A 25,344-nucleotide genomic window follows, 5' to 3' on the forward strand; every position below is an offset into this window, starting at 1 on the left:
ACCCGGTTGCATGATGAAACTGATGATCCTGATGACAGGCGTTCTGGCGGGCTGGATGCTGGTCGGTCGGGCGACGCCCCTGATGGCCGATCCGATTGACACGCACCCCGCCGCCGCCGAACTCAAGCGCATCTTCGCGACTCCCGTGCCGCAGGATTTCCGGCCCACCGGCATCAGCCGCGACGATTACCTCAAGCTCATTGCCGCCAACATCGACTTTTTCAAGCAATACCAGAATCCTGCCGGTGCGATCATCGATCCGATCAGCAAGGGGGAGCGGCAATACTCGACGCCGGCGTTCGCAGCGGCGGCGGGGCTGCTGGTCAAGCAGGCCGGGCGAGAAGACCTGCTCGACCCGGCCCGCCGCGCCATGAGCTGCGCTCTGACGGCGCTGGTCGAGAAGCGCGCCGCCGACGGACACTCCGACTTTTACATCCCGCTTCTGGTCCACGCGTATCGCTTTCTCAAGCCGCTGGTGCCGGCGGATCAGGCGCAGGCATGGGCGGCGCAGTTCAGGCGGATCGATCCCCGCACGATCTACCGCGCGGACCTGCGCGGAATGAACTGGAATATCGTCAGCTCCAGTGGCGAGTTGCTTCGCCGAAAAGATGGACTGGTCGCCGACGAGCGCCTGGCGGACCAGATGCAGTATCTGGAGACCTGCCTTGCGGGGCATCTGCACGCGATGACGCCGCTGGGGCTGTTTGCCGATCCAGGCGCGCCGATGGCGTACGATGCGTTCGCGAGGCTGTGGCTGGAGGACGTATACGCCGACGACGCCTACGACGGTGCCCATGCACAGACGATCGGGCAGTTCCTGCGCAGCGGCGGGCTCTCGACGTTGCTGCTGCTGTCGCCAACGGGGGAATGGGCCAGTGGCGGACGATCTGCCCTGCACAACTGGAACGATTTGCAGATCACTGCCATCTGCGAGATCAACGCCGCGTACTGGAAGCGGCAGGATCGCCCCGACATTGCGGGCGCTTTCAAGCGGGCCGCCCATCTGGCGTTTGAGTCGGCGGCGCGATGGCAGCGTCCCAGTGGCGAACTGTGGATCGTCAAGAATCGCGCCCAGCCGCAGGAGCGACTGGGTTTTGAGCGGTATTCCAATCACTCACAATACAACCTGCTTCCGATGGCGATGCTGGCGATCGCCTACAGCCGCGCCGACGACTCGATCGCCGAGCGCCCTTCTGCCGCGGAAGTGGGTGGCTATGTCTTTGACGCCCGCCAGACCTTCCACAAGATCGCCGCCGCCGCGGGAGGTTACTACGTCCTGATCGACACCGCCGCCGATCCTCGCTACAACGCCACCGGCCTTCAGCGTGTCCACTGCGCCGGCGTGCCCTTCGCCGCACTGTCCGACACCGCCGCCGGCGAGCGGGCCTATGGCCCGGACTCATCCGCCAAGGCTGCCATCAGCCCCGGAATCATGTGGAAGCCGGCTGATTCGCAGGCGCAATGGCTGAGTCTGGCACACTTTCCCTCAGAACCCGCCAAGCGCGCGGTGCAATCGGTTCAGTTGAACATTCGCTCCGCCGGACGTGATCGCGTGGAATTCGAGCTGGATTATGCGCTCAGCGACCAGGGCCAGGGCGATCGGGTGGTAACGGAGCGTTACGTGCTCACGGCCGAGGCTGTTGAGCAGACCTCCAGCGTAAGCGGCGAGGCGGGCGGCTTTGGGTTTCATCTGCCGGTGCTGGTTTCCGACGGCGCGGCGGATCTGGACGTGAAGCTGTCGCGCGCCGGGGTGTCGATATCGCATCGAGGATCAGTTACCGCGGTGGAACTTGATCCCGATGCGGTTGTTTCCCCGCTGACACTCCAGGGGCCGAGAGTGGCCACTCACAGCGGGTACGTCAGGGAAGCGATCGCTGGCGTGCGAGCGAACACCGTCACCGCCCGGATCCGCATGATTCAGGCAGCCCGTAGCCCAGTCGCCGAGGATCGGCCCGCCTCCGCAGCGCCATGGCCGTGATGGCTTGATTTTGACCATCTTGCCGTTACGATTATGCGAGTGCATGATCGGACACTTTTGGGGTATGGTGTAACGGTAGCACAGCAGACTCTGGATCTGTTTGTCTAGGTTCGAATCCTAGTACCCCAGCTTTCCCACCTTGGCAGAAAGAGACTGGTCGGCCGCGACGTTCGGGGTGGCCGGTGTGCGCCCGCTGGCGGCAGGATTTGCGCGAATAGTAGTGAGGATTTCGGGGTTCTGTGATATCATCACAGCCCGGCTGTCAGCGGGGATGCGACGCCTCGCTGCCCATCGGGAGGCGGGTGGAATGCCTGCCGCACTGGATCGGGAGTTGCACTTGTCATTCCAATCAAGTCGTGAGTCACTGGGTCGGATGCTGCGCGCGCGGGATGCTGGCAGGTTGCGTCAACCGAAGACCGCGGCACCGTGGCGGCGGCGGGCGGTCGTAAGCGAAGCGCTTGAGCCGCGGCAACTGCTGGCGCTGGTTACGTCAGTGGTGCATGCGCGGGATCTGGCCGGGGACGGCGGCGATGAGCACATCTCCGTTCCGTACAACGACGAGATCTGGAACCAGCAGCCGGGAGTGGAATACCAGGTCGGCGGGCGATGGAGCAGCACGGCCAGCGGCGGGACCGGTTCGACGGGGCGGGGGATCACGCTGACCTGGAGCATCATGCCCGATGGCACGCCCATGGGCAGCGGCGTGGGAGAACCGGGCGAGCCGTCCAATCTGGTGTCGCTGCTGAATGCCCGCTATGGCAGCCAGGCGAACTGGCTGCCTCTGTTCACGTCCGTCTTTGACTCCTGGAGCGCCGTCAGCGGGGTGACGTATGTCTACGAACCCAACGACGACGGGGCCGCGTTCGGCGCCAGCGGGGTGCTTGGCGTTCGCGGCGACATCCGCATCGGCGCTCATCCGATCGACGGCGCGTTCAACGTGCTGGCCTACAACTATTTCCCCGATCACGGGGACATGACGCTGGACTCGAACGATCTGGTGGTCGGCGGATTCATGTACAGCACCGCCAACAACTCACGGGCACTGCGGAATGTGGTGGCGCACGAGCACGGCCACGGGCTGGGATTCAATCACGTGGATCCGATCAACGCTACCAAGTTGATGGAGGCCTTCGCCAGCACGTCCTTCGACGGGCCCCAGTTCGATGATCGCCTGGCGGTGATGCGGAATTACGGCGACCGGTTTGAAAAGGGTGCGGGGAACAACACGGCGGGCACGGCGACCGATCGCGGCCCGCTGGGCAGCAGCGACACGATCGACAACGTGGCGATCTCGACCACCAGCGACGTCGACTTTTACCGCTTTACGCTTTCCTCGACGCAGGATGTGAACATTACGCTCACACCCACCGGGCCGACGTACACCCAGGGGCCGCGTGGCGGCACGGTCACAACGTTTGTGGCCAGTGCGCAGATGGACATGCAGCTTACACTGCTGGGAGGCGATGGCACGACAGTGATCGCCAACAAGAACGAGACAGGATTGGGCGGTGGCGAGACGATCAGCGCCACGGGGCTTGCGCCAGGAACGTACTATGTCAAGGTCAGCCCGGCGCCCGGGGCTTCGAACAACGCGCAAACCTATACACTGACCAACGCGATCGGCGGGGCGATTGTTCCGCTCACCGGCACGATCACGCCGGTTTCCCCGGATCCGCGAGACACGCCTGTCACCTCCATTCAGATCAGCTTTTCCGAGCCGATCAATCCGTCCACGTTCACGATCGCGGATCTGACGCTGATCCGCGAGGGCGAAGCAGCGTCGCTCAGCGGCGCGACCCTCACGACCTCCGACAACATCACGTGGACGCTGGGCAACCTGACAACAATCACCAACCGGGTGGGGATCTTCTCGCTGAGCGTCGGTACGTCGATCCAGACCGCCGACGGGCGATTCCTCAACTCGCCGCTGAGCGAGTCATGGACGATGAACGCGATCAACGGCTCGTCGCTGGGGGACACGATCCGCATCGTGCGAGCCTCGAACCTGGCCAACGTGTACATCAACAACTTCGGCTCGACGCCGACGTATACGTTCAACACCGCCAATTTCACGCAGGTGTTCATCAATGCGGGTGGGGGCAACGACGTACTGGAGCTGGACTACACCGGTGGCACGATCACGCCGTCGGGCGGTTACGTTTATGACGGCGGGACGGGCACGGACACGATCCGCATCAGGGGCACGACGGTGCTGGACACCTACAACGTGACCGCCACGAGCGTGTCGCGCGCCGCGCCCACATCATCGACGACGTTTTCGCAGGTTGAAGGGATCGATGTGCAGGTGGGCAAGCTGAGCCTCAATGCCGATTTGAACCTGCTGGACGTAACGGTGCGCAACGGTGCCGCCGCCACGATCAACGCCAGCCAGCGGCTGGACGTGCTGACGATCGAGACGGGAGCGGCGGTGACGATGGCGGCCAACGGCTCGCGCGTCCTGACGGTCAACTCGCTGGTGCTGTCGGGGACGGCGCGGCTGGACCTGATGGACAACGCGCTGATCGTGGACTACGCCGGCGCCTCGCCGATCGCGGCGATCCAGTCGGCGCTGATCAGCGGCTGGGCATCGGGCGCCTGGAACGGCGACGGGATCAGCTCTTCTGTTGCCGCCGGAGGAGCGGGGCGGGCATTGGGATTCGCCGAGTCCGACGATCTGTTCGGCGGCTACCCTGCGGTTTTCTCCGGCCAGACACTCATCGACCCGGCGGTGCTGGTTCGCTATACGCTGGCGGGCGATGCGACGCTGGATCAGCGCGTCGATTCCCGCGACCTGAACAAACTGGCGTCCAACTGGCAGCTCGCCGGGCGACGCTGGAGTCAGGGGGACTTCAACTTCGACGGCAATACGAACCAGGGCGATATGGACATCCTCACGGGCAACTGGCAGGCAACGCTTCCCGCCCCGCCGCCGCAGGTCATGACCTCTGACGGACGTGGGCCAGTCGCCGTGCGCGGCAGCCGGAAGCTGACGCGCGCGATCGAATCGGTCGTCGGGATGCTGTAGGCATTGCAGACGCGATCACAGGCTCAAAGCACTACGCGTGCGACAGGACCGTCGGCCGGACCTCGTCCTGCAGGCGGATCGGACGATACAGCGTATCGCGTTCAACGGGGATTCGCCGGGCCTGGCGGATCAGGCGCTTGAGATCCTCGACGTGCATTTCCTGATGGGTGCTGCCGGGGTGTTCGCCGGCGCGTTTGGTGATGTCGTACCAGACCACGGTTCCATCCAGGTCATCGCAGCCCCAGTCCAGCGCGAGCTGCGCCAGATGCACGCCCTGCATGATCCAGAACGCCTTGATGTGAGGGATGTTCTGCACCATCAGGCGCGCGATCGCCAGCGTCTTCAGGTCTGTCAGTCCGGTAGGCCCGGGCAGATGGCCAAGTTCGCTGTTCTCGGGGATGAAGCTCAGGGGGATGACGCAGTTGAAGCACGCAGAACCTTCGTTCATCCTTCGGACCGATTCGTTTTGCAGCTCGCGCAGCTTGATCAGATGCGCGACGCGCTCGGCTGGCGTTTCGACGTGACCGTAGAGCATCGTCGCATTGGAGTAGATTCCAAGCTCGTGGGCGGTGCGATGCACTTCGAACCACTTGTCGGCCCGGACCTTGCCCTTGAAGACTTCGTCGTGAACGCGGTCATCGAAGATTTCCGCGCCGCCGCCGGGCAATGATCCCAGCCCTGCGTCGCGCAAAGCCAGCAGGACCTGGCGGATGCTCATTCTGGCGATCCGCGAGAAGTGGACGATCTCGATGGCGGTGAATGCCTTGATGTGCAGGTTGGGGCATTCGCGGCGAATGCCTCGAAGCATCTGGAGGTAGTAATCGAACTTCAGCCACGGATGCAGTCCGCCGACGATGTGGACTTCGGTGGCGCCTGAATCGGCGGCCTGCCGCGCGGTGGCTACCACCTGTTCCACAGGCATCTCGTAGGCGCCTTCCTCGCCGCGCTTCCGGTAGAACGAGCAGAACTTGCAGCTTAAGGCGCAGACGTTGGTGTAGTTGATATGGCGGTTGCGGTTGAAGTAGGTCTTGTCGCCGTGCAGCTTCTGTCGCACGTAGTTGGCCAGGCGACCGATCGCGTGGACATCGCGGCTGTCGTACAGAGCCTGGCCATCGGCCTGCGAGAGGTCTTCGCCTGCCAGCACCTTTTCCGCGATGGGCCGCAGGGCCGGATCGGATATGCCGAACATCTCGACCATGTGCGGCAAGTATAGAGACTGTCATTGCTGGATGCGATTGCTGTGCGGAACTTTTGAAAGTCCATTGAATCGGTGTCCGGTCAGGCGCTCTGGGCCAGCGCCGCGAACAAGTCTGCCCTTGCAGCTCAGGCAGGTTGCGCGTCCAATGATCGATCAGCGATGGTGGCATTGAGCGATCAGAGCATCCAGATGCTGGCCGAGACGCTGCGGGGGCAGGGATACAACCCGCGGGCGGCGGGTCGGGTGCTGCGCGCGTACTGGCAGCACGATGGGCAACTGGATATCCAGACGGTGGCGATTTCGCGCCGGGCGCGGGCGTTTCTGGCCGACAGGTTTGCGCCGCGGCACTCGCAAGTGCTGGCACGACATTGCAGTGCCGACGGCACGCTGAAGCTGCTGGTTGGCTTCGCCGCTGGCGGGGCGGTCGAGTGCGTGCTGATGCCGTCGCATCGTCCGGACCGGGCGGCGGCGTGTATCTCCTGCCAGATCGGCTGCGCCATGGGGTGCGACTTCTGCGCCTCGACCCGCGGAGGGTTGGAGCGCAACCTCGGCGTCGGCGAAATCGTCGAGCAGTTCATGCACCTGCGCGCCCAGGCCAGACAGCAGCGACGACGCATTGCCTCGCTGGTCTTCATGGGCATGGGCGAACCGATGCACAACCTCGACCATGTGATCCTTGCGATCAGGCTCCTGGCCGAGCCGGGCCTGGGCTCGCTGGGAAACCGCGCGATCACCGTCTCGACCGTCGGGATCGTGCCGGGGATCGATCGATTGGCCGAGGCGAACCTCGGCGTGCACCTGGCGTTGTCACTGCACGCGCCGGATGATGCGACGCGATCGCGGCTCATTCCCAGCAACCGCCGCTGGCCGGTCGATCAGATCATGGCGGCTGCCCGGCGGTATCAGACAATCAGTGGAAGACCGGTCAACATCGAGTACTGCATGCTCGCGGGCGTGAACGACTCCGACGAGCAGGCGCGACTCCTGGCCGAGCTGATGCAGGGCTTCCGCGCTCACGTGAACCTGATCCCTTACAACCCGATTGGTCCGGGGATCAGCGGAATGGCTTATCAGCGGCCGGGCGAGGAGCGAATCGGGCGATTCGCGCAGATGCTGCGTGAACGAGGCGTGGTGGTACACATCCGTCAGACCCGCGGCGACGACATCACCGCCGCCTGCGGACAGTTGCGGCCTGGGGTTCAGTCCTGGCAGGATGGCCTGCGTGCGTGATGCATTCGCGTCGTATTCGCTTGACAGGTCTGGCCGGGCGGGTTGAATCACGACAAGGGACTCATGCCGCGTCGGGTGTTCATCACGGTGGCGGAAGTCAGCGGCGACAAGCACGCGGCGCAGCTCGTGCGCTGCCTGCGACAGCTCGACCCGGAGATGATCATCGAAGGCCACGGCGGGCCGGAGATGGCCGCCGCGGGGGCGCGCATCCACCATGAGACCGTCTGCGGCGCGGCGATGGGTCTGCGGGCGGCGCTGCGAGCCGTCGAGATGTACCGACTGCTGCGCTGGACGCGGCGATACTTTGACAGCGGCAATCGGCCCGACCTGCTCATCGGCGTCGATTCGCCTTCGATGAACTTCCACTTCGCGCGGGTGGCTCATCAGCGCCGAATCCCCGTGCTTCAGTATGTCGCGCCCCAGCTTTGGGCGTGGCAGGAGTGGCGCATCAGGAAAGTCAGGCGATGGGTGGATCGCCTGGCCTGCATCCTGCCGTTCGAAGAGGAATACTTTCGCCGGCATGGCGTGAACGCGACGTTCGTGGGACATCCGTTGTTTGACCACTTGCCCGACGCCCGCGCCGATGCCGCCGCCACGCCGGGATTTCCCCACCGCCCGCCGGTCATCGGCTTGCTCCCGGGCTCGCGCAGATCCGAAGCGCAGGCGAATTTTCCGCATCAGCTTGACGTGGCCGCACGAATCTTCGGGCAATTTCCCCGGGCACGATTTGTGGTTCCGACCACCCCGGCGACCGACCCGGTCGTACGCCAGGTGCTGCGCGGAGCCGATGCGGCGCTGCGCGATGCAACGCAGACCGGGCTGGATCGTTTCGACGAGCTGGTCCCGCGGTGCGACCTGTGCATCACCGTTTCGGGCACGGCGACGCTGCACGTGGCCGGCCACGGCGTGCCGATGATCGTGGTCTATCGCGGCAGCCGGATCCTGTGGCATCTGCTGGGCAGATGGCTGGTGCGCACGCGCACCTATGCGCTGGTCAATCTGCTCAGCGATTTCCACGATCACATCGTGCCCGAGTTCGTGCCATGGTATGGATCGAATCAGCCGGTGGCCGAGTGCGCACTGGCGATGCTGCGCGAGCCGAAGAAACTCGAGCAGCAGCGTGCCCGCCTGCGGCACCTGGTGCAATCGCTGGATAAGCCCGGCGCGTCGATGAACGTGGCGCGGATGGCGATGGAGATGATGGCCGGGGCGCATGGGCTGCGCGAGGGTTCTGCATCACCGTTTGCGGAGATCGGAGCTTCGAAACAGAACCCTCAGCCTCAGCCTCTCCCGGGGTACCGGGAGAGGGCCTGAGTTGCGACAGTCACGGGCAGGTGACGCTGATCGTGTTGCGCGGTTGCTCAGCCGTTCAGTCTCGCGATGTCGCCGAAGCGGTCTTTCAAGGCAGGGTACAGGCTGCGATAGACGCTGTAATACCGCTCGTACAGCGCCGCCAGCTTCCTGTTCGGTGCGATTCTGCCGACTTGTCGGATGGAGGCTTTGCACGCCTCTTCGACGCTCTTGAACGCGCCGATGCCCACGCCCGCGAGCAGCGCCACACCAAATGCCGGACCCTCGGCGGCGTTGGTCATGACGATGGGGGCGTTGTAGATGTCGGCCTGGAGCCGTCGCCAGAACTCTGACCTTGCTCCGCCGCCGCTGGCTCGCACTTGTGTGATGGGGATGTTCATCTGGCGCATGATCTCAAGGGCATCGCGCATGCCGAAGGTCACGCCCTCCAGCAGCGAGCGGATCAGGTCGCGGCGAGTGGTGCGGGCGGTGATGCCGATCCACCCGCCACGGGCGCAGGGATCCGGCCAGGGACAGCGCTCGCCGGTGAGGTAGGGCAGGAAGAACACACCTTCGGCGCCCGGTTGGGCTTTGGCGGCTTCGGCGACGAGCAGTTCGTATGGATCGACCTTGCGCTTGCGTGCCGCCAGAACTTCATTCTGCCCGAGCTGGTTGCGGAACCACTGGAAGCTTCCGCCGGCGCTGAGCATGCACCCGAAGACGCACCACTTGCCGGGAACGGCGTGGCACATCGTGTGCACGCGGCCCTGGGGATCGCGTGTGGGCTGATCGGAATGCGCAAAGACGACGCCGCTGGTCCCGAGCGTGGCGCTGACGATGCCGGCGGTGACGATGCCGTTGCCGACGGCGCCGGCCGCCTGGTCTCCACCGCCACCGACCACCGGGATGCCGGGCCTCAAGCCCAGCGCTTCGGCGCCGGATTCGTGCAGCGTGCCGGTGATTTCAGGCGATTCATGAAGTCGAGGCAGAAGCGATTTGTCAATATCCAGCAGCGTCAGCAGCCTGTCCGACCACGTGCGGTTGACCACGTCCAGCAGAAGTGTGCCACTGGCGTCGGACACTTCCGTGGCATACTCGCCGGTCATCCGGTAACGAATGTAGTCCTTGGGCAGCAGGATATGCCGGGTCTTTTCGTAGATCTTTGGCTCGTGTTGACGAACCCACAGGATTTTGGGGGCGGTGAAGCCGGTCAGGGCCGGATTGGCCACCAGCTCGATCAGCGCCTCGCGCCCGCCGGCTTTGGCTTCGATCTGGGCGCACTGCTCGGCGGTGCGCTGGTCGTTCCACAGCAGCGCCGGTCGCAGCGGCTTTTCGCCTTCGCCAAGAAAGACGCTGCCGTGCATCTGTCCTGAAAGCCCGATGCCGCCGATGTCCGCGGCCCGCAGCCGGGCTTTCTTCAGAACTGCTTTGGTGGCCTTGCAGGTGGCCGACCACCAGTCCTGGGGATCCTGCTCGCTCCATCCCGGCCGGGGCGAGCTGATCGGATGTTCCGCCATCGCCGTGGCGATGACCTTGCCATGATCGTCACAAATCAGTGTCTTGGTGCCGCTGGTTCCGATGTCGATGCCCAACAGATAGCTCATGCCCTGAGTATAAATCATCTGGCCACAGCGCCACAAAATCAGGGCGGCTTGAAGCACGCCCGGCTACTTCAGGCCCGGCCGAGCCGGCGTTGTGCGACTCTCAGATCCCGACCACGACTTTTCCGGTGTGCCCGTGTGTTCCCGGCGGCTCATAATCCTTAGAATCTTCGATCATGCGACTGGACGAACTGGCGGCGAAAATCGAGGCGGAACTGGTGGGGGATGGTTCAATCCAGATCACGTCGGCGGCGAGCCTGGAAGACGCCGAACCCGGACAGATCGGTTTCCTGGCCAATCCGAAATACCATCGGCAGCTCCAGACCACCCGCGCTTCGGCGGTGATCGTCGGGCCTGGAGTGACCAGCAATCGCCTGGCCCTGCTCAGAACGGCCGACCCCTACTACGCCTTTGCCCGCGCCGTCGTGCTGCTGCACGGACATCGCCAACACCCGCACCAGGGCGTGCATCCCAGGGCCAACGTCGATCCCACCGCCACCATCGGGCAGGGCAGCGTGGTGTATCCGGGCGTGTACATTGGCCCGCGGGCCAGAGTCGGGGCCGACTGCATCCTCTACCCCAACGTCGCGATCTACGAGGACTGCCTGATCGGCGACCGCTGCATCATCCACGCCAATGCCGTCATCGGTGCCGACGGCTACGGCTTCGCCACTCACCAGGGCGTGCATCACAAGATCCCTCAGATCGGCAACGTCGTGATCGAGGACGATGTGGAGATCGGAGCCGGCAGCGTGATCGCGCGGGCGGCGATGGGCAGCACCGTGATCGGCAGGGGAACCAAGATCGACGCGCTGGTGATGATCGGACACAACACCCGCATCGGACCCCACGGGCTGCTGGTGGCTCAGGTTGGCATCGCAGGAAGTGTCAGCGTCGGACATCACGTGACGATGGCCGGGCAGGTGGGCGTGGCCGGGCATTTGAAAATCGGCGACAACGTCACCATCGCCGCCAAGGCCGGCGTCATGAGCGACATCCCCGACCAGACGATCGTGATGGGCGTGCCGGCGATGCCCGCCTCCCAGGCCAGGCGCGTCTACAGCATCTTCACCCAACTGCCGGAGCTGCTCGAGCGGCTCAAGGCCGTCGAGCAGCAGGTCGAAGAGCTGGCCGACAGCGGCGACACGCCCCTGGCGTAGGCGGCCTACTTCTGGCGGAAGACGATTCGCCCGCGGGTCAGGTCGTAGGGACTGAGCTCGACCTTCACGCGATCCCCCGGCAGGATGCGGATGAAGTGCTTTCGCATTTTTCCCGACACGATGCCCAGGATCTCGCGGTCGGAGTTGTCCAGCTTCAGCTTGAACATCGCGTTGGGCAACGCCTGCGTCACGGTTGCTTCTACTTCAATTGGCTCTGATTTGGCCACTCGGCGGTTCCTCCAGACGTCAGCTTAAGGTTCTCAAGCAGCGACGCGCAGACTTCATGCTACGGTCTGGGGGCCAATCCAGCAAGAACGGCGGCGGGTTACTGCAAAAGCGGTGGATGGAACCACAGATCAACGCGGATGAAGACGGATGCCGCGGCTGATGTGTGTTCAGCGCCTTCATCAGTATCGCGCCGTGGGAAATAGAAAAGGGCCGCTCGTTGTTACGAGCGGCCCGCGTGAATGCTACGTCTTCTTCAAGAGAGGAAGCCGTGCGGCTATCAGGCACGACGGCGCCGAGCCAGCAGGCCCAGAGCACCCACCGCCGCCAATCCCATCGGCTCGGGGATGATCGTGAGCGTAACCGGATCACCGCCAACCGTGTTCTGGCCGGAAACGCTAACCCCGTCCTGCCGATAGAGCGAGGCCTGGAAAATGCCGGTGATGTTCGGGCGAATCGCTCTCAGTTCGGTCGTCTGGCCCGGAAGAGCTGCAGGCGAGACCGTGAAGTTGATCGTCGCCAAAAGGAACTGCTCGGCATCCGTGCTGGTGCCCAAGGTAACGCGCTCTCCGTTGACTCCAAACGTCCCCACAACCCCCGGATCAGCACGAGCAAACAGCAGTGTGGGAGTCGCAGTCGACGCGGCACCCTCGCGACCGATATCCAAATCTCCGTCGCCGTCAACATCCACCGCCGTGCCGCCGGAGAATGCACCGGTTCTGAACGGATCATGAACTTGGCCCGGTGCGAAGTCACCCAACGCGCCGCCTGTCGAGCTGCGCAGAGCGGCGTACGCATTGTGCATCGCCTCGTCATCCACGCCGTTGGTTCCTGTCACAACACCGTACAACTGAAGCTGAACCACGTCGCCCGGATTGACGACGGCCGACTTCCCAGCACCAGGGCCAGCCCCGGCAAGACGAAGGTCAAGCACCAAGGCAGCCTGAGCGGCCGAAGCTCCTGCCAGGCCGGCGGCGGCAGCACCCACGAGCAACGCTTTTCTCATACCCCGGAGATTAAACATGTCGCATCCCTCTCTCTTAGAACTGGGTTTAACCGACTCCCACTTTGTCCGTTTATGCATACTACCTCAAAGTGGTTACGAATGCTAGAAGAAAGTTCACAATTTTTATGAACCCCGCCGTCGCCTCCTTGTGCAAACCAAAGCCCCTGCCCCCAACAGACCGATTGCCGTTGGCTCGGGCACCGCGCCAGCCTGGATGGCTCGCAGCGCCGCCGTGTACGCCTCCCCGTAGCGCTCGGTGTGTTCAGCAATTACAGCACTTGCCAGCGGTCCGCTTTGATTGACGTAGGCGTTGTCGATCAACGCGTAGTCAGTCGCGTCAATCGACCCGCTATAGTCAAAGTCGCCGTTGATCCAGCCGGACAGGCTGTTGACATACCCGTTGTCGATCAGCGAGTAGTCGGTCGCATCGATTGTGCCGGACAAGTCCGCGTCGCCAAAATAGGTAAACTTGACCAGGATCTCATTACCGGTAAGGGTTTGTCCGGAGAAGTCGGTATAGATTGGCCCCGATCCGCCAACCTGCGACAAGTCATTCTTGATCACGCCCAAGCCGTAAAGGAAGCTGCCGGCGGTGGTGTTGAGGGCGTTGGCGCGAGTCGAGCCGATGCCCATGCCAAGCCAGTCGAAGTTCCCGCCGTTTTCCAGAGCGGCCTTGACCTGTGCGGTGACGCTGGTGAGGCTGCCGGTGTTGATAACCAGGTCGTTATCGTTCAGATCCAGACGAGCGGTGGGAGCAGTTCCGCCAGCAATCGTGAGGTTGTTTACACGGCTGGTGCCGCTGTTGGTGCCATTGACTTGGATTGCCACCGTGCCGGCGTTGACGGACAGATTGCCATTGAGGCGAATATTCTGGGCTGCGAAGAACCCCGCGCCGACTTTGGTCAGGCCGTTGACGGTGCTCAGGCCGCTGTCGTTGATGTCGCCGTTGAGCGTGAGGGTGCCGGTGTCGACGCCGACGACGCCCGCCTGCACCACGAACCACGATCCGTTCCAGGTGTTGTTGCCGGAGATGCTGCGGATCTGCCCATTGGGCGCGATGGGGGAGCCCAGCCCGAAAAAGCCGGAGACGGCCCCGGTATTAACCAGCTCGAGCGCGCCGTTATTGGCGGTGGCGACGATCGCCAGGCCATTCAGGGCCGCGGCCGAGGTGGCGCGGACGACCCCGCCATCCACTTCCAGCCCGCTGCCGGCGCCGAAGGCGTTATTGCCGCTGAGGGTGAGGGTGCCTGTGCCGCCCTTGAAGACGAACGCGTTGGCCGGGGTGCTGATGGGTGCGGAGATGGTGTGTCCGCCGACCACTGTCACTTGGACATCCGCCGCCGATCCCACGCCCAGGGTGAGGCTGCTGCTGCCGGTAATGTTGTAGGCGTTGGTGGGGTTGTTGATGGTCAGGGTACCGATGGTGACCGGTGCGGTGAGGGTGACGTTGGCCGGGGCGGTGATGGAGGTACCGAAGGTGGCAGCGCCGCCGCCGTCGGGCGGGGTTGCCGGGGACCAGTTCGCCGCCACGCTCCAAGTGCCGCTGCCCGTGGCGATCCAACTGGCGCTGGTCTGGGCGAAGCTGACGACTGGCAGGGCCAGTCCAGCGGCCGCCGCCAGAAGTTGCAGCCTGCTCTTACCCACTTTTGACATTTGCCACCTCCTGAGTTGAGGGTGTTCACTTTGACGTCAGGACCTGCGGATCATGATGATCCCGCTTCGTTGCGACTACGCAACGACCCGACGAAAACCGACATCAATTCACGATGGCCAGCATCAGAGGACAAGACATCGATGCGACAGGCCGACCATGGCAGCACAACCGCCCGGAAACTGGAGCGAACACCCCGTATCCGGCGAAGTCTACCACGTGCTGCTCAGAGCCTGCAAGAAAATTCTTCGCCCGCCGGGCCGGGAGCCTCTCGGCGAATTCACAGGGATTTTCGCGATTTCCGGGCATTTGACAAACTCTTCCTGACTTGCCGAAAGCGCCCAGTTGTTCAGAACTGGACGTTTCGGTCACAGGTATCAGCGACAGATCTTCACACTGGGGGCCGAGCCGGGGCCTACACCGCCCGCCGACGCCTTCTGCTTCGACTGCGGCCCAGGCACAACAGCCCGCCGCTGGCGGGCAGCAGCAATCCCGCCGGCTCGGGGATCATGATCCCCGGCCCGCCCAGCGAAGCCCACGTCTGGCCCCACTGCCCCCACAACGCTGGCGGCGAGCCGCTCTGCTGCCAGTTCAGCACCATCAGGTTCATGTCGATCAGATCCACCAAACCGTCGAAGTTGAAATCCGCCATCGACCAGCGGTCCACACTGCTGTTCCAGTGCGAGGCCAGGGCGTACAGGTCGCGGGAATCGACCCGCCCATCGAAGTTCGCATCGCCGTCAATCAGGCTCGTGACCCCCAGCTCGCCACGCAGCACCTGCATGTCGCTGAGCAGCGGCCCGCCCGCGCCATCGGGATCGACGTGATCGATGATGTCATCATCGGTCAGCTCGGCGTAGATCGGGTCGATGTTGTAATTGACCAGCACCTGCTCGAGCGTCAGGCTGTACGGGGCCACGCCGATCAAGGCATCCAGTTCGCGGGCGTCGGCGCGGCTCACCTGCCCGTCGTTGTTCACGTCGCCCTTGTGCAGCTTCAGCGCGTCGATCTGTGCCTGCGACCAATTGCCGCCACCGAAGGGCCTGGCGGTGCCCACCAGCGCCTGAAGCGTCGCGTTGAAGGTGTCGATCGCCTGATTCTTCTTCAGCTTCCCAAGCCTTACCCCGTCTTCGCGGCGAATCTGGATGTTACTGGAACCGGCGTAGCCGGTGGTGGGATTCGGCGAGATCGTGTCAATCGTCGCGCCCTTGAGGAAAAACGCCACGTCGTCGCGGTCCATGGCGCGGAAAACCGGGGCGGCGTTGGTGCTGGCCGGGTCGATGTTGCCCGAGCCGTTGAAGTCGGTCAGCACGATCAGGTCGTCGCTGGACAGCGAGCCGAACACGTTGCCGACCGGCGCCGTTCCGTTGATGTTGCCCAGCGCCTCCGACGCCGCGTACGCCTGCGCCAGCTCTTCCACATCCTGAATGTCCCGCACACCATTGCCGTCCATATCGCCGGCCAGTACCGTGCGAGCGGTGATGGTGATCTGTTTGGTGGGCGTGCTGGAGCCGGAACCGATCACCGGAACATCGAGGGCGAAGATGCGATATCGCACTTGGCCATTGGCCACGTCGCCGTTGAAGCCGAGCGTTCCACCGTTGATCGGGTCGGTGGAGGGATCGATCCAGTTGAGTCTGCTCTTGAGGTTGCGTGCGCCAAGGGGAGGATCATTGGCCACCAGCAAGTCGTACAGGGACTGGTCGAATCCTGCCGGCGCGTTGCTCCAGGTCTGCGTGCCGCCGTCGAATTCCTTGCTGACCTTCATGACCTGCGCCGGGATGAAGCCGGCATCGATGACCGCGTCGGCCGGCGTGATGGCGTTGCTGGGGTAATTGCTGACCGACTGGCGGATGTTGTTGAGGAACTTGCGGTGAATGCCGACCGAGCTCGCATCAGTCTGCTCAAACGTATCGCCCCAGATAAGCTTGTTGGGGTTGGCTTGGTCCTCGGCGACGGTGCCGCGACGATCGGGCTTGCCGTCGCCGTTGGTGTCGATGCCGATGACGGTCACCGCCTGTGCCGCCGACCACATCTGGTAGCGGCCGTTGGTCACGTTGTATGCGGTCGGCTGGACGAAGCCGTCGTCTACCGGACCGGTATCATCTTCGCCCAGCCCGGCGTTGTGCTGCTCGGCCCAGTCGATCTTCAGCACGCGCATCGGATCGGTCCGTGCAGCGCTGGGGATGCTGCCGTCCAGGTTCATCAACCCGCGATCGCCGACGTCTCCGACGGAGATGTTCGGGCTGATGGCCATGCGGTTGTTCACGACGGTGGGTCGCACGCCCGAGCCGCCCGAATTTTTGTCGCTGAAACGCATCAGCGGCCCGATTCGATGCTCCTTGGGCTGCTGGCTGTCGGGCCTGGCCGAGTCCACGCCAAACAGATCCAGGTCCGGGCGCATTTCGTCGCCGGGGCGAATCGAGACCGCGGCGCCGTTGACGTCGGTGATGGGGCGGGTCACGCCGGCTGCATCCACGTAGCTGTCCAGGGTAAAACCGGCCAGGGATCGGCGATCGCGCTCCCCGCCGCCCCAGGACGGGTCGATGTCGGTGTTGTTGGTTCCCTGATTGCGTGTTCCCGAGCCGATCTCGCGGGTGACGGTGTTGAAGTTGGCGCCGTTGGGCAGCCTCCCGACGCCATTCAGCCAGCGAACTTCGTTGTCGGTGAGCCTGGCCAGGCCGGTTCCCGGGTTGGCCGCCACCGCGAACGGCACGATCGCCAGGGTCTCATTGCGGAGATAGCTTGTGCCCGGGTCTCCGCCGGTTTCCCCGGCGATGACGCTGCGGTTGGCCAGGGCCTGAAAATTGGTGCCTCGGCCGCCCAGCAGCGGGTTGTACGCCTTCTGTCCCAGGCCGTAACCGGCGTTTTCATTGCCCGGAGTCGGCGGGAGATTGCGCGGACGGCGGTCCGGCGAAGCCGTGCCCGGAAGATCATCCGCCGCGAAGGCCTGGAACGACCGCACGTCCGAGTACCCGATGCGGACATTCGGCGGCTCATACGCCGCGTACCCGCCGGGATTCGTCGAAGTGTTCCCGTTACCGTCGATGATGTACGTCGTGCGGTTGATCTGCGCCCAACCCATCCGCCATCGAGGCGCCGACTGGCTGGCCTCCTCCGGCGGCAGCTCGTTGCCGAACGGATTGCCTCCGCCCAGGAACAATCCCCCGCCCTTGACCACCGCCAAGATCCCGTTGATCGATCCGGTTTCATGGTACTGATAGACGATCCGGTCGGCGGTTTTGATGTTGTCGATGTTGGGATTGCCGGTGCTGGCCAGCTTGTCTCGCAGCCCGATGTACTGCGCCGCGCCCGCGTTGCTGGTATAGAGCGTGCGACCGATCCGCAACTGCGCCGTGCCCAGTCGCCACAGCCCGTTCTGTTCACCCGTGGGCCAGTTGTTGGAGTTGGTGGTCGCGCCACGGGTCAGCGCGCCCAGGGCCGTGGCGCCGGAGGCGGAGACCTGATATTCCACCGGGTCGGCCAGCGGCGCGCCACCGTCATTGATCACATTCGCCCTGCCTGTGATCGCGCTGGCGGCCATCATCGCCGCTGTCACCAATGCCGCCCGCTGCGCGCGGAACTCTGTCGGCGACTGGTTTTTCATGACTTGCTCCTTTCGTGTTTTGCGTGTTTGAACCGCCGGATCGTCAAGCGACAGGCCAATGCTGGCCCCCTAATCCGCCGGCACTCCCGAGATCAATGGCTCGCCCTCCAGCGAGTACACCTTCGTGCCCCATTGCCATCTTGGGTTGTCCAGCGTCTGCTCGATCGTTTTGCACTCCACGTGCCCGTCGCAGTACAGGAAGTTGGTGCGGGCACGCGCCCCGCTGCCGTGGTTACGCCCGATCCAGCTCAGACGGTTCCGATCCGCCAGCGGGGGATAGGCAGGCGCCACGGCCAGCTCGAATGGCCGGCTCACAAAATTGGGATTGATCGTGCCGATCGAGTTCAGGTCGTATTCCCCGCCGCCAATCTTCTGGAATCCGTGCACGGGACGGTGGCTCTTGCACACGCCGTCGTCGTTGACCGAAACGATCTTCCACGATTCGTGGAATTCGGTGGCCAGGATCACGTCCGCAACCTTGCTGATTCTCGAGGCCTTGACGTACTGAGAGCGGCGAACCACGCTGCCTTCGTCATTGCGGACCGAATAGGCGAACTTGTTGCGGGCACAGACCGCCTCGTTGACCGTGTACGCACAACGCCGAACCTGATTGTCCACCACATCCGCATCGGCATTGGGATCCCGGACCTGCCCGGCAATCATGTCCGAGGGCGCCGGATTGGTTGGCGGCAGTCCCCCCTCCCATGGCAGCGACGGGCAGACAAACGCCGACTCCGACACCACGCCCTGTTTCTTGCCCGTGCTGTAGATGAACCAGGACCAGTGGGTGTAGCCGCGTTTGGGCGTCTCGGCCGTTCCGCCCATCACCACAGGAGACCCCGGACCCGTGTTGTACACGTAGGCCGCGGGGTAGGTCTGGCGGTTCTCGGCAAGATAGATGTTGAATCCCTGCCCGATGGCGCGAAGGTTGGCGGCGCACTTGATCGCCTTGCCGGCCTCCCGCGCCTTGGACAGCGCCGGCAGCAGGATGCCGATCAGCAGCGCAATGATGCCGATCACCACCAGCAGCTCGACCAGGGTAAAGCCGGCATGGTTCGCACAACGGTCGCGCCTCCCGCGCATGAATGGCTCCTTTCGCCAGTTGCTGGCTCGGCTGTGCCGCAGAACAGTTCGCGGCAAGCCCGCCTCGATGGCGGCGAAAGGTACGGACCGTTTGTTAGCAGTGCGCGAATTGCATGCGAGGGATGCGCCAAGTTTGCGGATCGACGGTCGCGCTCAAGCGTCAGCCGATGCGGCCGCGGCGCGACGCGCGGCGGGGCGGCCTCAGCACACAGCCCACAACCGCCACAGCCACCGTTGCTGCCGCCGGCTCGGGGATGTGCCCCGACTGGATCGCCGCCAGCGCCGACACATACGCCTGCCCGAATCGCATCCGGCGTTCTGCAAGCAGTTGCTGAATCTGACCCAGTGGAAGCCCCTGGTTGATGAAGGCGTTGTCGATCAGCGCGTAGTCGGTGGCGTCGATGATGCCGTTGTAGTCGAAGTCGCCATTGATCCAGCCACTCAAACGGTTCACGTAGCCGTTGTCGATCAGGCTGTAATCGGTGGCGTCGATTTCACCGGACAGATCCGCATCGCCGAAGTACGTGTATTTGACCAGGATCTCGTCGATGCTCAGCGGCAGCCCGCCGAATTCACTGTAGATCGGCCCGCTGCCGCCAACCTGATCCAGGTTGTTTCGCAGCACGCCCAGGGCGTACAGGAAGCTGCCGGCCAACACATTGCGCTGCCCGGCGGTGCTGGAGGCGATCCCGTTGCCGTTCCAGTCGTACGCTCCGCCGTTCTCCAGCCCCGCCCTGATCAGCGCCGTGATCGCGCTCAGATTGCCGCCGTTGATGATCAGGCTGGTGTTGCTCAGGTCCAGCTTCGACGTCGGCGCCGCGGGCGTTCCGGCCAGAATCACATTGTCCACGCGCGAAATCGCGTCATTGTCCGGCGCCACCTGCGACACCCGCAGCGTCCCGCCGGCCACCGTCAGCGGGCCGTCCACCAGCATCGACACGCTGAACTGGCTGGTGCCGCTATCGAACAGGCTGGAACCGACGTTCATCTGCCCCGCGCCGACTTTGGTGATCGGGAAGCTCAAGAGCGTGCTGGTGTTGGTCGTCAGCGCGCGGATGACGGTAAGCGTGGCGCCGCCGTCCACCCCGATCGTGTTGCTCACGGTGCCGATTCCCGCAAGACGACCGCCCCAGACATTGTGCCCGCTGAGACTCCGCAGCGCCCCCAGCCCATCCACGCCGTCGCCGCGGAACACAAACAGCTCCCCGTCGGGGATGACCACGTTGTTCTCCAGCCCGATCGCGCCGCCATCGAACGCCTCCGACTGCCCCGCGATCGACCCTGCCGCGTTGTTGCTGCGGAGCACGACCATCCCCTGGCTCACCGACAGCGCGCCGGAGTAGTCGTTGTTGCCGCTGAGCACAACCGTCCCCAGGCCGGATTTGATGAAGTTTCCGCGGTGCAGGTTTCCGGCGAAGCTCACCGTCGCCGTGCTGCTGTTGTTGAACGTGGCCCCGTCCAGGTCCACCTCGCCGCTGAAGGTTACCGGATTGCTGCCGACGAACTGGAGCGTGCCATCCGACAGGAGCATGGGATTGGCGATCGTCCGCGGCGCCAGTGCGTTGAAATAGACGATGAACGGCACGCGGGTTCCCGTGGTGTCGAAATTGGGGGACATGCTGAACGTGCCGGTCCCGAACGCCTGATCGTTGCCTACCTCCAGTGTTCCGCCGTCGGTGTCGAACCCGCCGCTGAACGTGTTGGCGCTGTTGAGCGTCAACCACAAGGATCTGGAGATTCCCGGCGTGATCGTGAGGGTCGTGCCCATTCTCCCCGGGCCGCTGGCCACGCCGTTGAGCACGAAGCGATTCACCCCCGCGTTGATCGCCTGCCAGCGCAGATCGGATTCGCCCGAGATCTGGATCGAGCCGTTCATGGTGAAGGTTCCATTGGCGCCGGCGAAGTTGCGGATCATGGCAAAGCCGTCGCCGCGGACGATCAGCCCGCGATCCATCGTGACCGCGCCTGCGCCGGCGTCGGGGCCGAACGTCACGCCTCCGAATCCCGCCGCTCCCAGCACCGGGTCGTGCTGAAGCGCGTTGCCCGCGTACAGCTCGATCGGAGTGTTGGACGATCCGTAAGGCCCGGGCGTGTTATTCAGCACATTGCCCCTGAAGCGGCTCAGGCCGTTGATCCGGGTCACGCCGGTGTAATCGCTGACGCCGTTGGCGAACCAGGTTCGCCCGCCGATCTTGGTCACGCCGCCGCTGCCGTGGATCGCTCCGTTGCTGGTCAGCGCTCCGGGAGTCAGCAGGAACAGCTCCTGAGCGCCAGCATCGATCTGGGCGTTGATCACGTTGCCCACGCTGGCGTTGATCTCGTTGGCGGTGGTGTAGCCGGAGGTAGCGCTGAGGATGACCCCGCCGTCCACGTGCAGCGTTCCGCCGTTGACGGTGATGCCGTTGACGCCGTTGCCGCCCGCGTCCAGCCCCGGCGCCAGCACCAGCGTGTTGATCCGCGTTCCCGCGGGCACGTTGAACGTGCGGTTGAGCGTATTGCTGGTCAGCCGGACGTTGGTCGCGGAGGTGGCGCCGCTGAAATCCACCGCCTGACCCGTCAGCATCTGTACTCCGTTTGCGCCGTACGTGACCAGATTGGTGAATTCGCTCTCGATGCCGATGAAGCTGGGGTTCTGGTTGTTGGCGTAGGCGAAGGGAATCACGCCGTTGCGCAGCAGCGCCGCGCCGTTGGCGATGAAGAGGTTTCCGACGTTTGGTCCTGGAGTCTGGCCAAGGTTCTGCGCGCGGATGGCCAGTCCTGCGCCGTTGTTTCGAGTCAGCGCGCCGGTCGTCAGCGACGATCCGGCCCCGCCGGGACGGATCAGCACGTAATTCGTGCCTCCTTCCATGGTCCAGGCGCCGATGGTTTCGTTGTTGGGCGCGAAACTGCTGCCAATGAGGTTGATCGCCGCCCCGCGCGAGATGTACGGCGTGGTGTCGCCGATGCGGTTCACCGTCGCTGCCGCGCCGCCCTGGGCCAGCACCAGCGTGCCGCTGTTGTGGATGGCGGTGGCGCTGGCGAAAGCGCCGTCGTCGGCCAGGCTCGTCGTTCCCAGCCCCAGCCGCAACACGCCACCGTAGCTGTTATTCCCCGTAAACGTCCCCAGCCCGCGCGCAATCGTCAACGTGCCGCTGCCGGCCAGGCTGCCGCTGAAGGTATACCCGATCGTATCGAGGGTGATCGTGCTGGTTCCGCTGGCGGTGAAGCTGCGCGCGGTGGTGAAGCCCGTGCCGTACAGAAGCAGGTGCCCGTTGTTCAGCGTAATGCTGTTGGACGGATCGCCGAACCCCGAGTCGTCGAACAGGTTGCTGTAGCGGCCATTCGTGATCGTCAGCCCGCCGGAAAAGTATTGCTCGGTGCGCACGGCGACGGGCCCGCCGCTGACCGTCAACCCGCTGGTCCCGGCCAGTTTCAGATCAAAATCCACGTCGCCCAGGACGGTTCCGAAGTAGATATCGCTGCGCGGATCGCGAGGGAAGTTGTTGACTTCGATGGTGGGATTGATGCCCGAAAACACGAGCGTGCCGACGCCCAGCGTCGGCCCGCGGATCACCGCGCCAAGCGGATCCGACAGCACCAGCCGGTTGATCCGGAACGTCCCATCGACCACCACCGACCCGCCGACGTTGAAGATGTCAATGATGGCGGTGGCGGCCTCGCCGTCGGGGATGCCCGGGGAGCCGGTCCAGTTGTGCGCCACGCTCCACAGATCCCCATCTTCGCCAAACCACGTGAACACGCCGTCGGCGCGGCCAGACGCCACGCCCACGCCGCGCGATTCGCCAATAAAGTTCAGCCGGTTATTCGAGATCAGCCTCGCGCCGGAGACGATCCGCCCGTCCGTGTAGTGCGTTCTGATGAACGGCCCGGCCCCTTCATCAAATGCCTGCCCCTCGGGCGCCAGCACCGCAATCGCGATGGCTGCAACGGCGGCTCTTAGCCCCTGTGATCTTCGCGGGCGAGCAGACAGATCAAGCCAGCGGCGGGGTGTGCGATCCATGCGGACCCTCCTGAGGACCTCTCGATGCATGGGATGCGGGATGCAACGACGGTTTTCACGACGTCCGGCGGCTACAACTTCACGTCACGGCGTGGAATGCGCTCCCGGGTGTTCACGGCCCTTGATGCACGCGATGATATAGGTGATGCCCCCGCGACGCAACAAAATCCCCAGACCCCAGAGCTACAGTTGGCTCTCCTGGCGGGCGATGATGTCGTACATCTCCTGTGGGGTTGTAGCGGCATTGAGGGATTGGCGGAATTTGTCGATTGTCATGAGCCGGCTGATCCGCGCCAACGCGTGGATGTGGGCGCCGGTCTTGTCCGGTGGGCTGGTCAGAAGCCAGATGATCGTCACCGGCCGGCCATCGATCGACTGAAAATCAATCGGCTCGGCCGGCTTGCCGATCGCCATCACCAAATCGCTGGTTCCATTGGTCTTGCCGTGCGGGATCGCCAGCCCGTTGCCGATTCCCGTGGTCCGGGTCGATTCGCGGTCCAGAACCGCCTCGAGAACGCGCTGGGCGTCGGAGATCTCGCCATTCTGGGCCAGCAGTTCCACCAGTTCAGTGATCGCGTCGGTCTTGTTCCGCGAAGCCAGAGGTATCTTGATGTTCTGCGGCTTGAGGATTTCCGTCAGGCGCATGGGTCACGACTCCGGATCCGGCCTATACGCGTGGCCGTAAAAAGGCCGAATCGTATCACTCAGGGGACTCACAGGCAAAGCGCCGCCTACGCCGCGCTGAAGGGGCGTGGCCAGTTTTGGGGGAGGTGTTCCGAATAGAGGTACAATACCTTCTGTTGTGGGAGTTGTTCGTGTGGCGGGCAAGGAGTGGCCCGCAAGGAGCATGGCCATGGATCGGCAAGTTCATCTTCCTGTCGAGCAGTTCATTCAGCGGATGCAGATCGAATTCGAGCAGACGATGCGTCGGGTGGCCGAGGCGGTCAATCAGGCCCCTGACGGACAGTGGATCAACGGCAGCGAAGTCCAGGTGCTGGAGGCGATGACGGAGTTTCGGCGTAAAACGTTCGAGACGGCGTTGCAGATGCGGATTGACGAGGCGGAGGGGACTTTTTCCCCCGGTGGACCGGCAAACCCTCAGGAAAAAGCAGAACAAGGGAAGCGCCTTACGCTCGACGCTGAGCGTCAACGGACGGGTGCAGCTTCGCCGCCGGCACTATCACTCCCGCGGCGAAGGCAACGTCACGCCCAGCGATGATCTGCTGGATGTGGTTCATGACACGATCAGTTTGGCCACGCGGCAGTTGTGCTGCCAGTTGAACCGAGCCTCGCGTAGCTTCGAGATGACGGCCCAGAACCTGAAAAAAGCGGCGCAACTGAGCCTGTCCCACGAGACGGTGCGGCAGGCGGTGGAGAGCGACGGCAAGGCGGTGCTGGAACAGTCGCGCAGGGGGCAGCTTGGGCCGACCTGGCACGCCAGCCAGTGCAAGCGTCCCGATGACGGGCGGTCGTTGGTCTACCTCAGCAGCGACGCGTTTATGGCACCGACGATCACCGACGCCCAGAAGCAGGCCCGCCGCCGCAAGGTGCTGGACAAACGCAAGGGCCGCGGAGGCCGCAAACACCGCCTGGGGCCGGTCAAACGTGGAACCGATCAGCGTTACAAGGAGTTCAAGGCGGTGATGTTCTACGACCACGAGTTGGAGCACAAACACGTGTCGGTGACCCGAGGCGATTGCCGCAGTGCAGGACGACTGATGAGTCGGGAGGCCTGGCGACTGGGATTCGCGGCGGCGGACCAGCGTGTGGGCAATATCGACGGCGGACCCTGGATCATCAACCAGATCCAGCGGCAAAGGCTCAAGATGACGGCGGTCGGGCTGGACTTTTTCCATCTGAGCGAAAACGTTCACAAGACCCGGCGAATCGTCTTCGGCGAAGATGACGCCCAAGGTCGGCGGCAGGCCGAAGACCTGCTGCACACGGTCAAGCACGAGGGATACGAGCCGATGCGAGAGAAACTGATGCAACTTCGCTCCAAGACACGCCGAGCCAAGCGACAGGAAACGGACCGGCTCATCGAATATGTGTCGGATCGCAGAGAGATGATCCGCTATCCGCAATTCCTGGCCAACGGCTGGCACATCGGCAGCGGGCCGATGGAGAGTCAATGCCGTGTTGTGCCTCACCGGGTGAAGGGTGCAGGCAAACGTTGGGACCCCGACAATGCCGAAGCGATCATGGCCTTGGAAGCCATGTACCAAAGTGGGCAGTGCTCAGCCTACTGGAAGCTGGCGATGTGCGGTCGAAATTAGGCGGTCCCGAAAAA

15 protein-coding genes and 1 tRNA gene are annotated in these 25,344 nt (G+C 63.9%); 7 read left to right on the plus strand and 9 right to left on the minus strand.

Going from position 1 to position 25,344, the window contains the following annotated elements; all coding sequences use genetic code 11:
• Positions 1-22: 22 nt before the first annotated feature.
• The 3 genes from ACQS5P_RS15300 (at position 23) to ACQS5P_RS15310 (ending at position 5,003) form a co-directional block, all read left to right on the plus strand.
• Positions 23-1,978, plus strand: a complete 1,956-nt coding sequence (locus tag ACQS5P_RS15300; protein WP_428937484.1) for a hypothetical protein — start codon at positions 23-25, stop codon at positions 1,976-1,978.
• A 58-nt stretch (positions 1,979-2,036) separates the two neighbouring features.
• Positions 2,037-2,107, plus strand: a tRNA-Gln gene (locus ACQS5P_RS15305).
• Positions 2,108-2,378: 271 nt separating this feature from the next.
• Positions 2,379-5,003, plus strand: a complete 2,625-nt coding sequence (locus tag ACQS5P_RS15310; protein WP_428937485.1) for a pre-peptidase C-terminal domain-containing protein — start codon at positions 2,379-2,381, stop codon at positions 5,001-5,003.
• A 31-nt stretch (positions 5,004-5,034) separates the two neighbouring features.
• On the opposite strand, the gene mqnE is transcribed toward ACQS5P_RS15310, so the two are convergent.
• A complete protein-coding gene (mqnE, locus tag ACQS5P_RS15315) occupies positions 5,035-6,201 on the minus strand; it encodes an aminofutalosine synthase MqnE (RefSeq protein ID WP_428937486.1) in 1,167 nt (388 codons plus the stop codon).
• Between the two features lie 159 nt (positions 6,202-6,360).
• Between mqnE and rlmN the strand changes: the two genes are divergently transcribed.
• Entirely contained in the window at positions 6,361-7,431 is a 1,071-nt protein-coding gene (gene rlmN / locus ACQS5P_RS15320) for a 23S rRNA (adenine(2503)-C(2))-methyltransferase RlmN (RefSeq protein WP_428937487.1), read from the plus strand.
• Between the two features lie 63 nt (positions 7,432-7,494).
• Positions 7,495-8,745 carry a lipid-A-disaccharide synthase gene (locus tag ACQS5P_RS15325; protein ID WP_428937488.1) on the plus strand — a complete coding sequence of 417 codons (1,251 nt, stop codon included), beginning with the start codon at positions 7,495-7,497 and terminating at the stop codon, positions 8,743-8,745.
• A gap of 47 nt (positions 8,746-8,792) precedes the next feature.
• Here the strand turns inward: ACQS5P_RS15325 and xylB are convergent, their stop codons facing one another.
• Positions 8,793-10,325: a xylulokinase gene (xylB, locus tag ACQS5P_RS15330; RefSeq protein WP_428937489.1), complete on the minus strand. Its 1,533-nt coding sequence runs from the start codon at positions 10,323-10,325 to the stop codon at positions 8,793-8,795.
• Positions 10,326-10,498: 173 nt separating this feature from the next.
• Here xylB and lpxD point away from each other — a divergent pair, with 173 nt between their 5' ends.
• Positions 10,499-11,482, plus strand: coding sequence for a UDP-3-O-(3-hydroxymyristoyl)glucosamine N-acyltransferase (lpxD, locus tag ACQS5P_RS15335; protein WP_428937490.1), 984 nt, complete (start codon positions 10,499-10,501; stop codon positions 11,480-11,482).
• A 5-nt stretch (positions 11,483-11,487) separates the two neighbouring features.
• Here lpxD and infA read toward each other — a convergent pair whose 3' ends face one another.
• The 7 genes from infA to ACQS5P_RS15370 form a co-directional block, all read right to left on the minus strand.
• On the minus strand, positions 11,488-11,709 hold the full coding sequence (gene infA / locus ACQS5P_RS15340) for a translation initiation factor IF-1 (protein WP_428937491.1): 222 nt from the start codon (positions 11,707-11,709) through the stop codon (positions 11,488-11,490).
• Between the two features lie 278 nt (positions 11,710-11,987).
• Complete coding sequence (locus ACQS5P_RS15345) at positions 11,988-12,731, minus strand: MYXO-CTERM sorting domain-containing protein (RefSeq protein ID WP_428937492.1); 744 nt, start codon at positions 12,729-12,731, stop codon at positions 11,988-11,990.
• Positions 12,732-12,836: 105 nt separating this feature from the next.
• A complete protein-coding gene (locus tag ACQS5P_RS15350) occupies positions 12,837-14,366 on the minus strand; it encodes a PEP-CTERM sorting domain-containing protein (RefSeq protein WP_428937493.1) in 1,530 nt (509 codons plus the stop codon).
• A 413-nt stretch (positions 14,367-14,779) separates the two neighbouring features.
• Entirely contained in the window at positions 14,780-17,971 is a 3,192-nt protein-coding gene (locus ACQS5P_RS15355; protein ID WP_428937494.1) for a dockerin type I domain-containing protein, read from the minus strand.
• A gap of 69 nt (positions 17,972-18,040) precedes the next feature.
• Entirely contained in the window at positions 18,041-19,054 is a 1,014-nt protein-coding gene (locus ACQS5P_RS15360) for a type II secretion system protein (RefSeq protein ID WP_428937495.1), read from the minus strand.
• Positions 19,055-19,214: 160 nt separating this feature from the next.
• Entirely contained in the window at positions 19,215-23,054 is a 3,840-nt protein-coding gene (locus ACQS5P_RS15365) for a beta strand repeat-containing protein (protein ID WP_428937496.1), read from the minus strand.
• A gap of 183 nt (positions 23,055-23,237) precedes the next feature.
• Positions 23,238-23,699, minus strand: coding sequence for a PTS sugar transporter subunit IIA (locus ACQS5P_RS15370; RefSeq protein ID WP_428937497.1), 462 nt, complete (start codon positions 23,697-23,699; stop codon positions 23,238-23,240).
• A 437-nt stretch (positions 23,700-24,136) separates the two neighbouring features.
• On the opposite strand from ACQS5P_RS15370, the gene ACQS5P_RS15375 reads away from it, so the two are divergent.
• Positions 24,137-25,330: a hypothetical protein gene (locus ACQS5P_RS15375; RefSeq protein WP_428937498.1), complete on the plus strand. Its 1,194-nt coding sequence runs from the start codon at positions 24,137-24,139 to the stop codon at positions 25,328-25,330.
• Positions 25,331-25,344 lie beyond the last annotated feature (14 nt).

Origin of the sequence: Fontivita pretiosa (assembly GCF_050410795.1) — a bacterium.
Lineage (GTDB): Bacteria > Planctomycetota > Phycisphaerae > Tepidisphaerales > Tepidisphaeraceae > Fontivita > Fontivita pretiosa.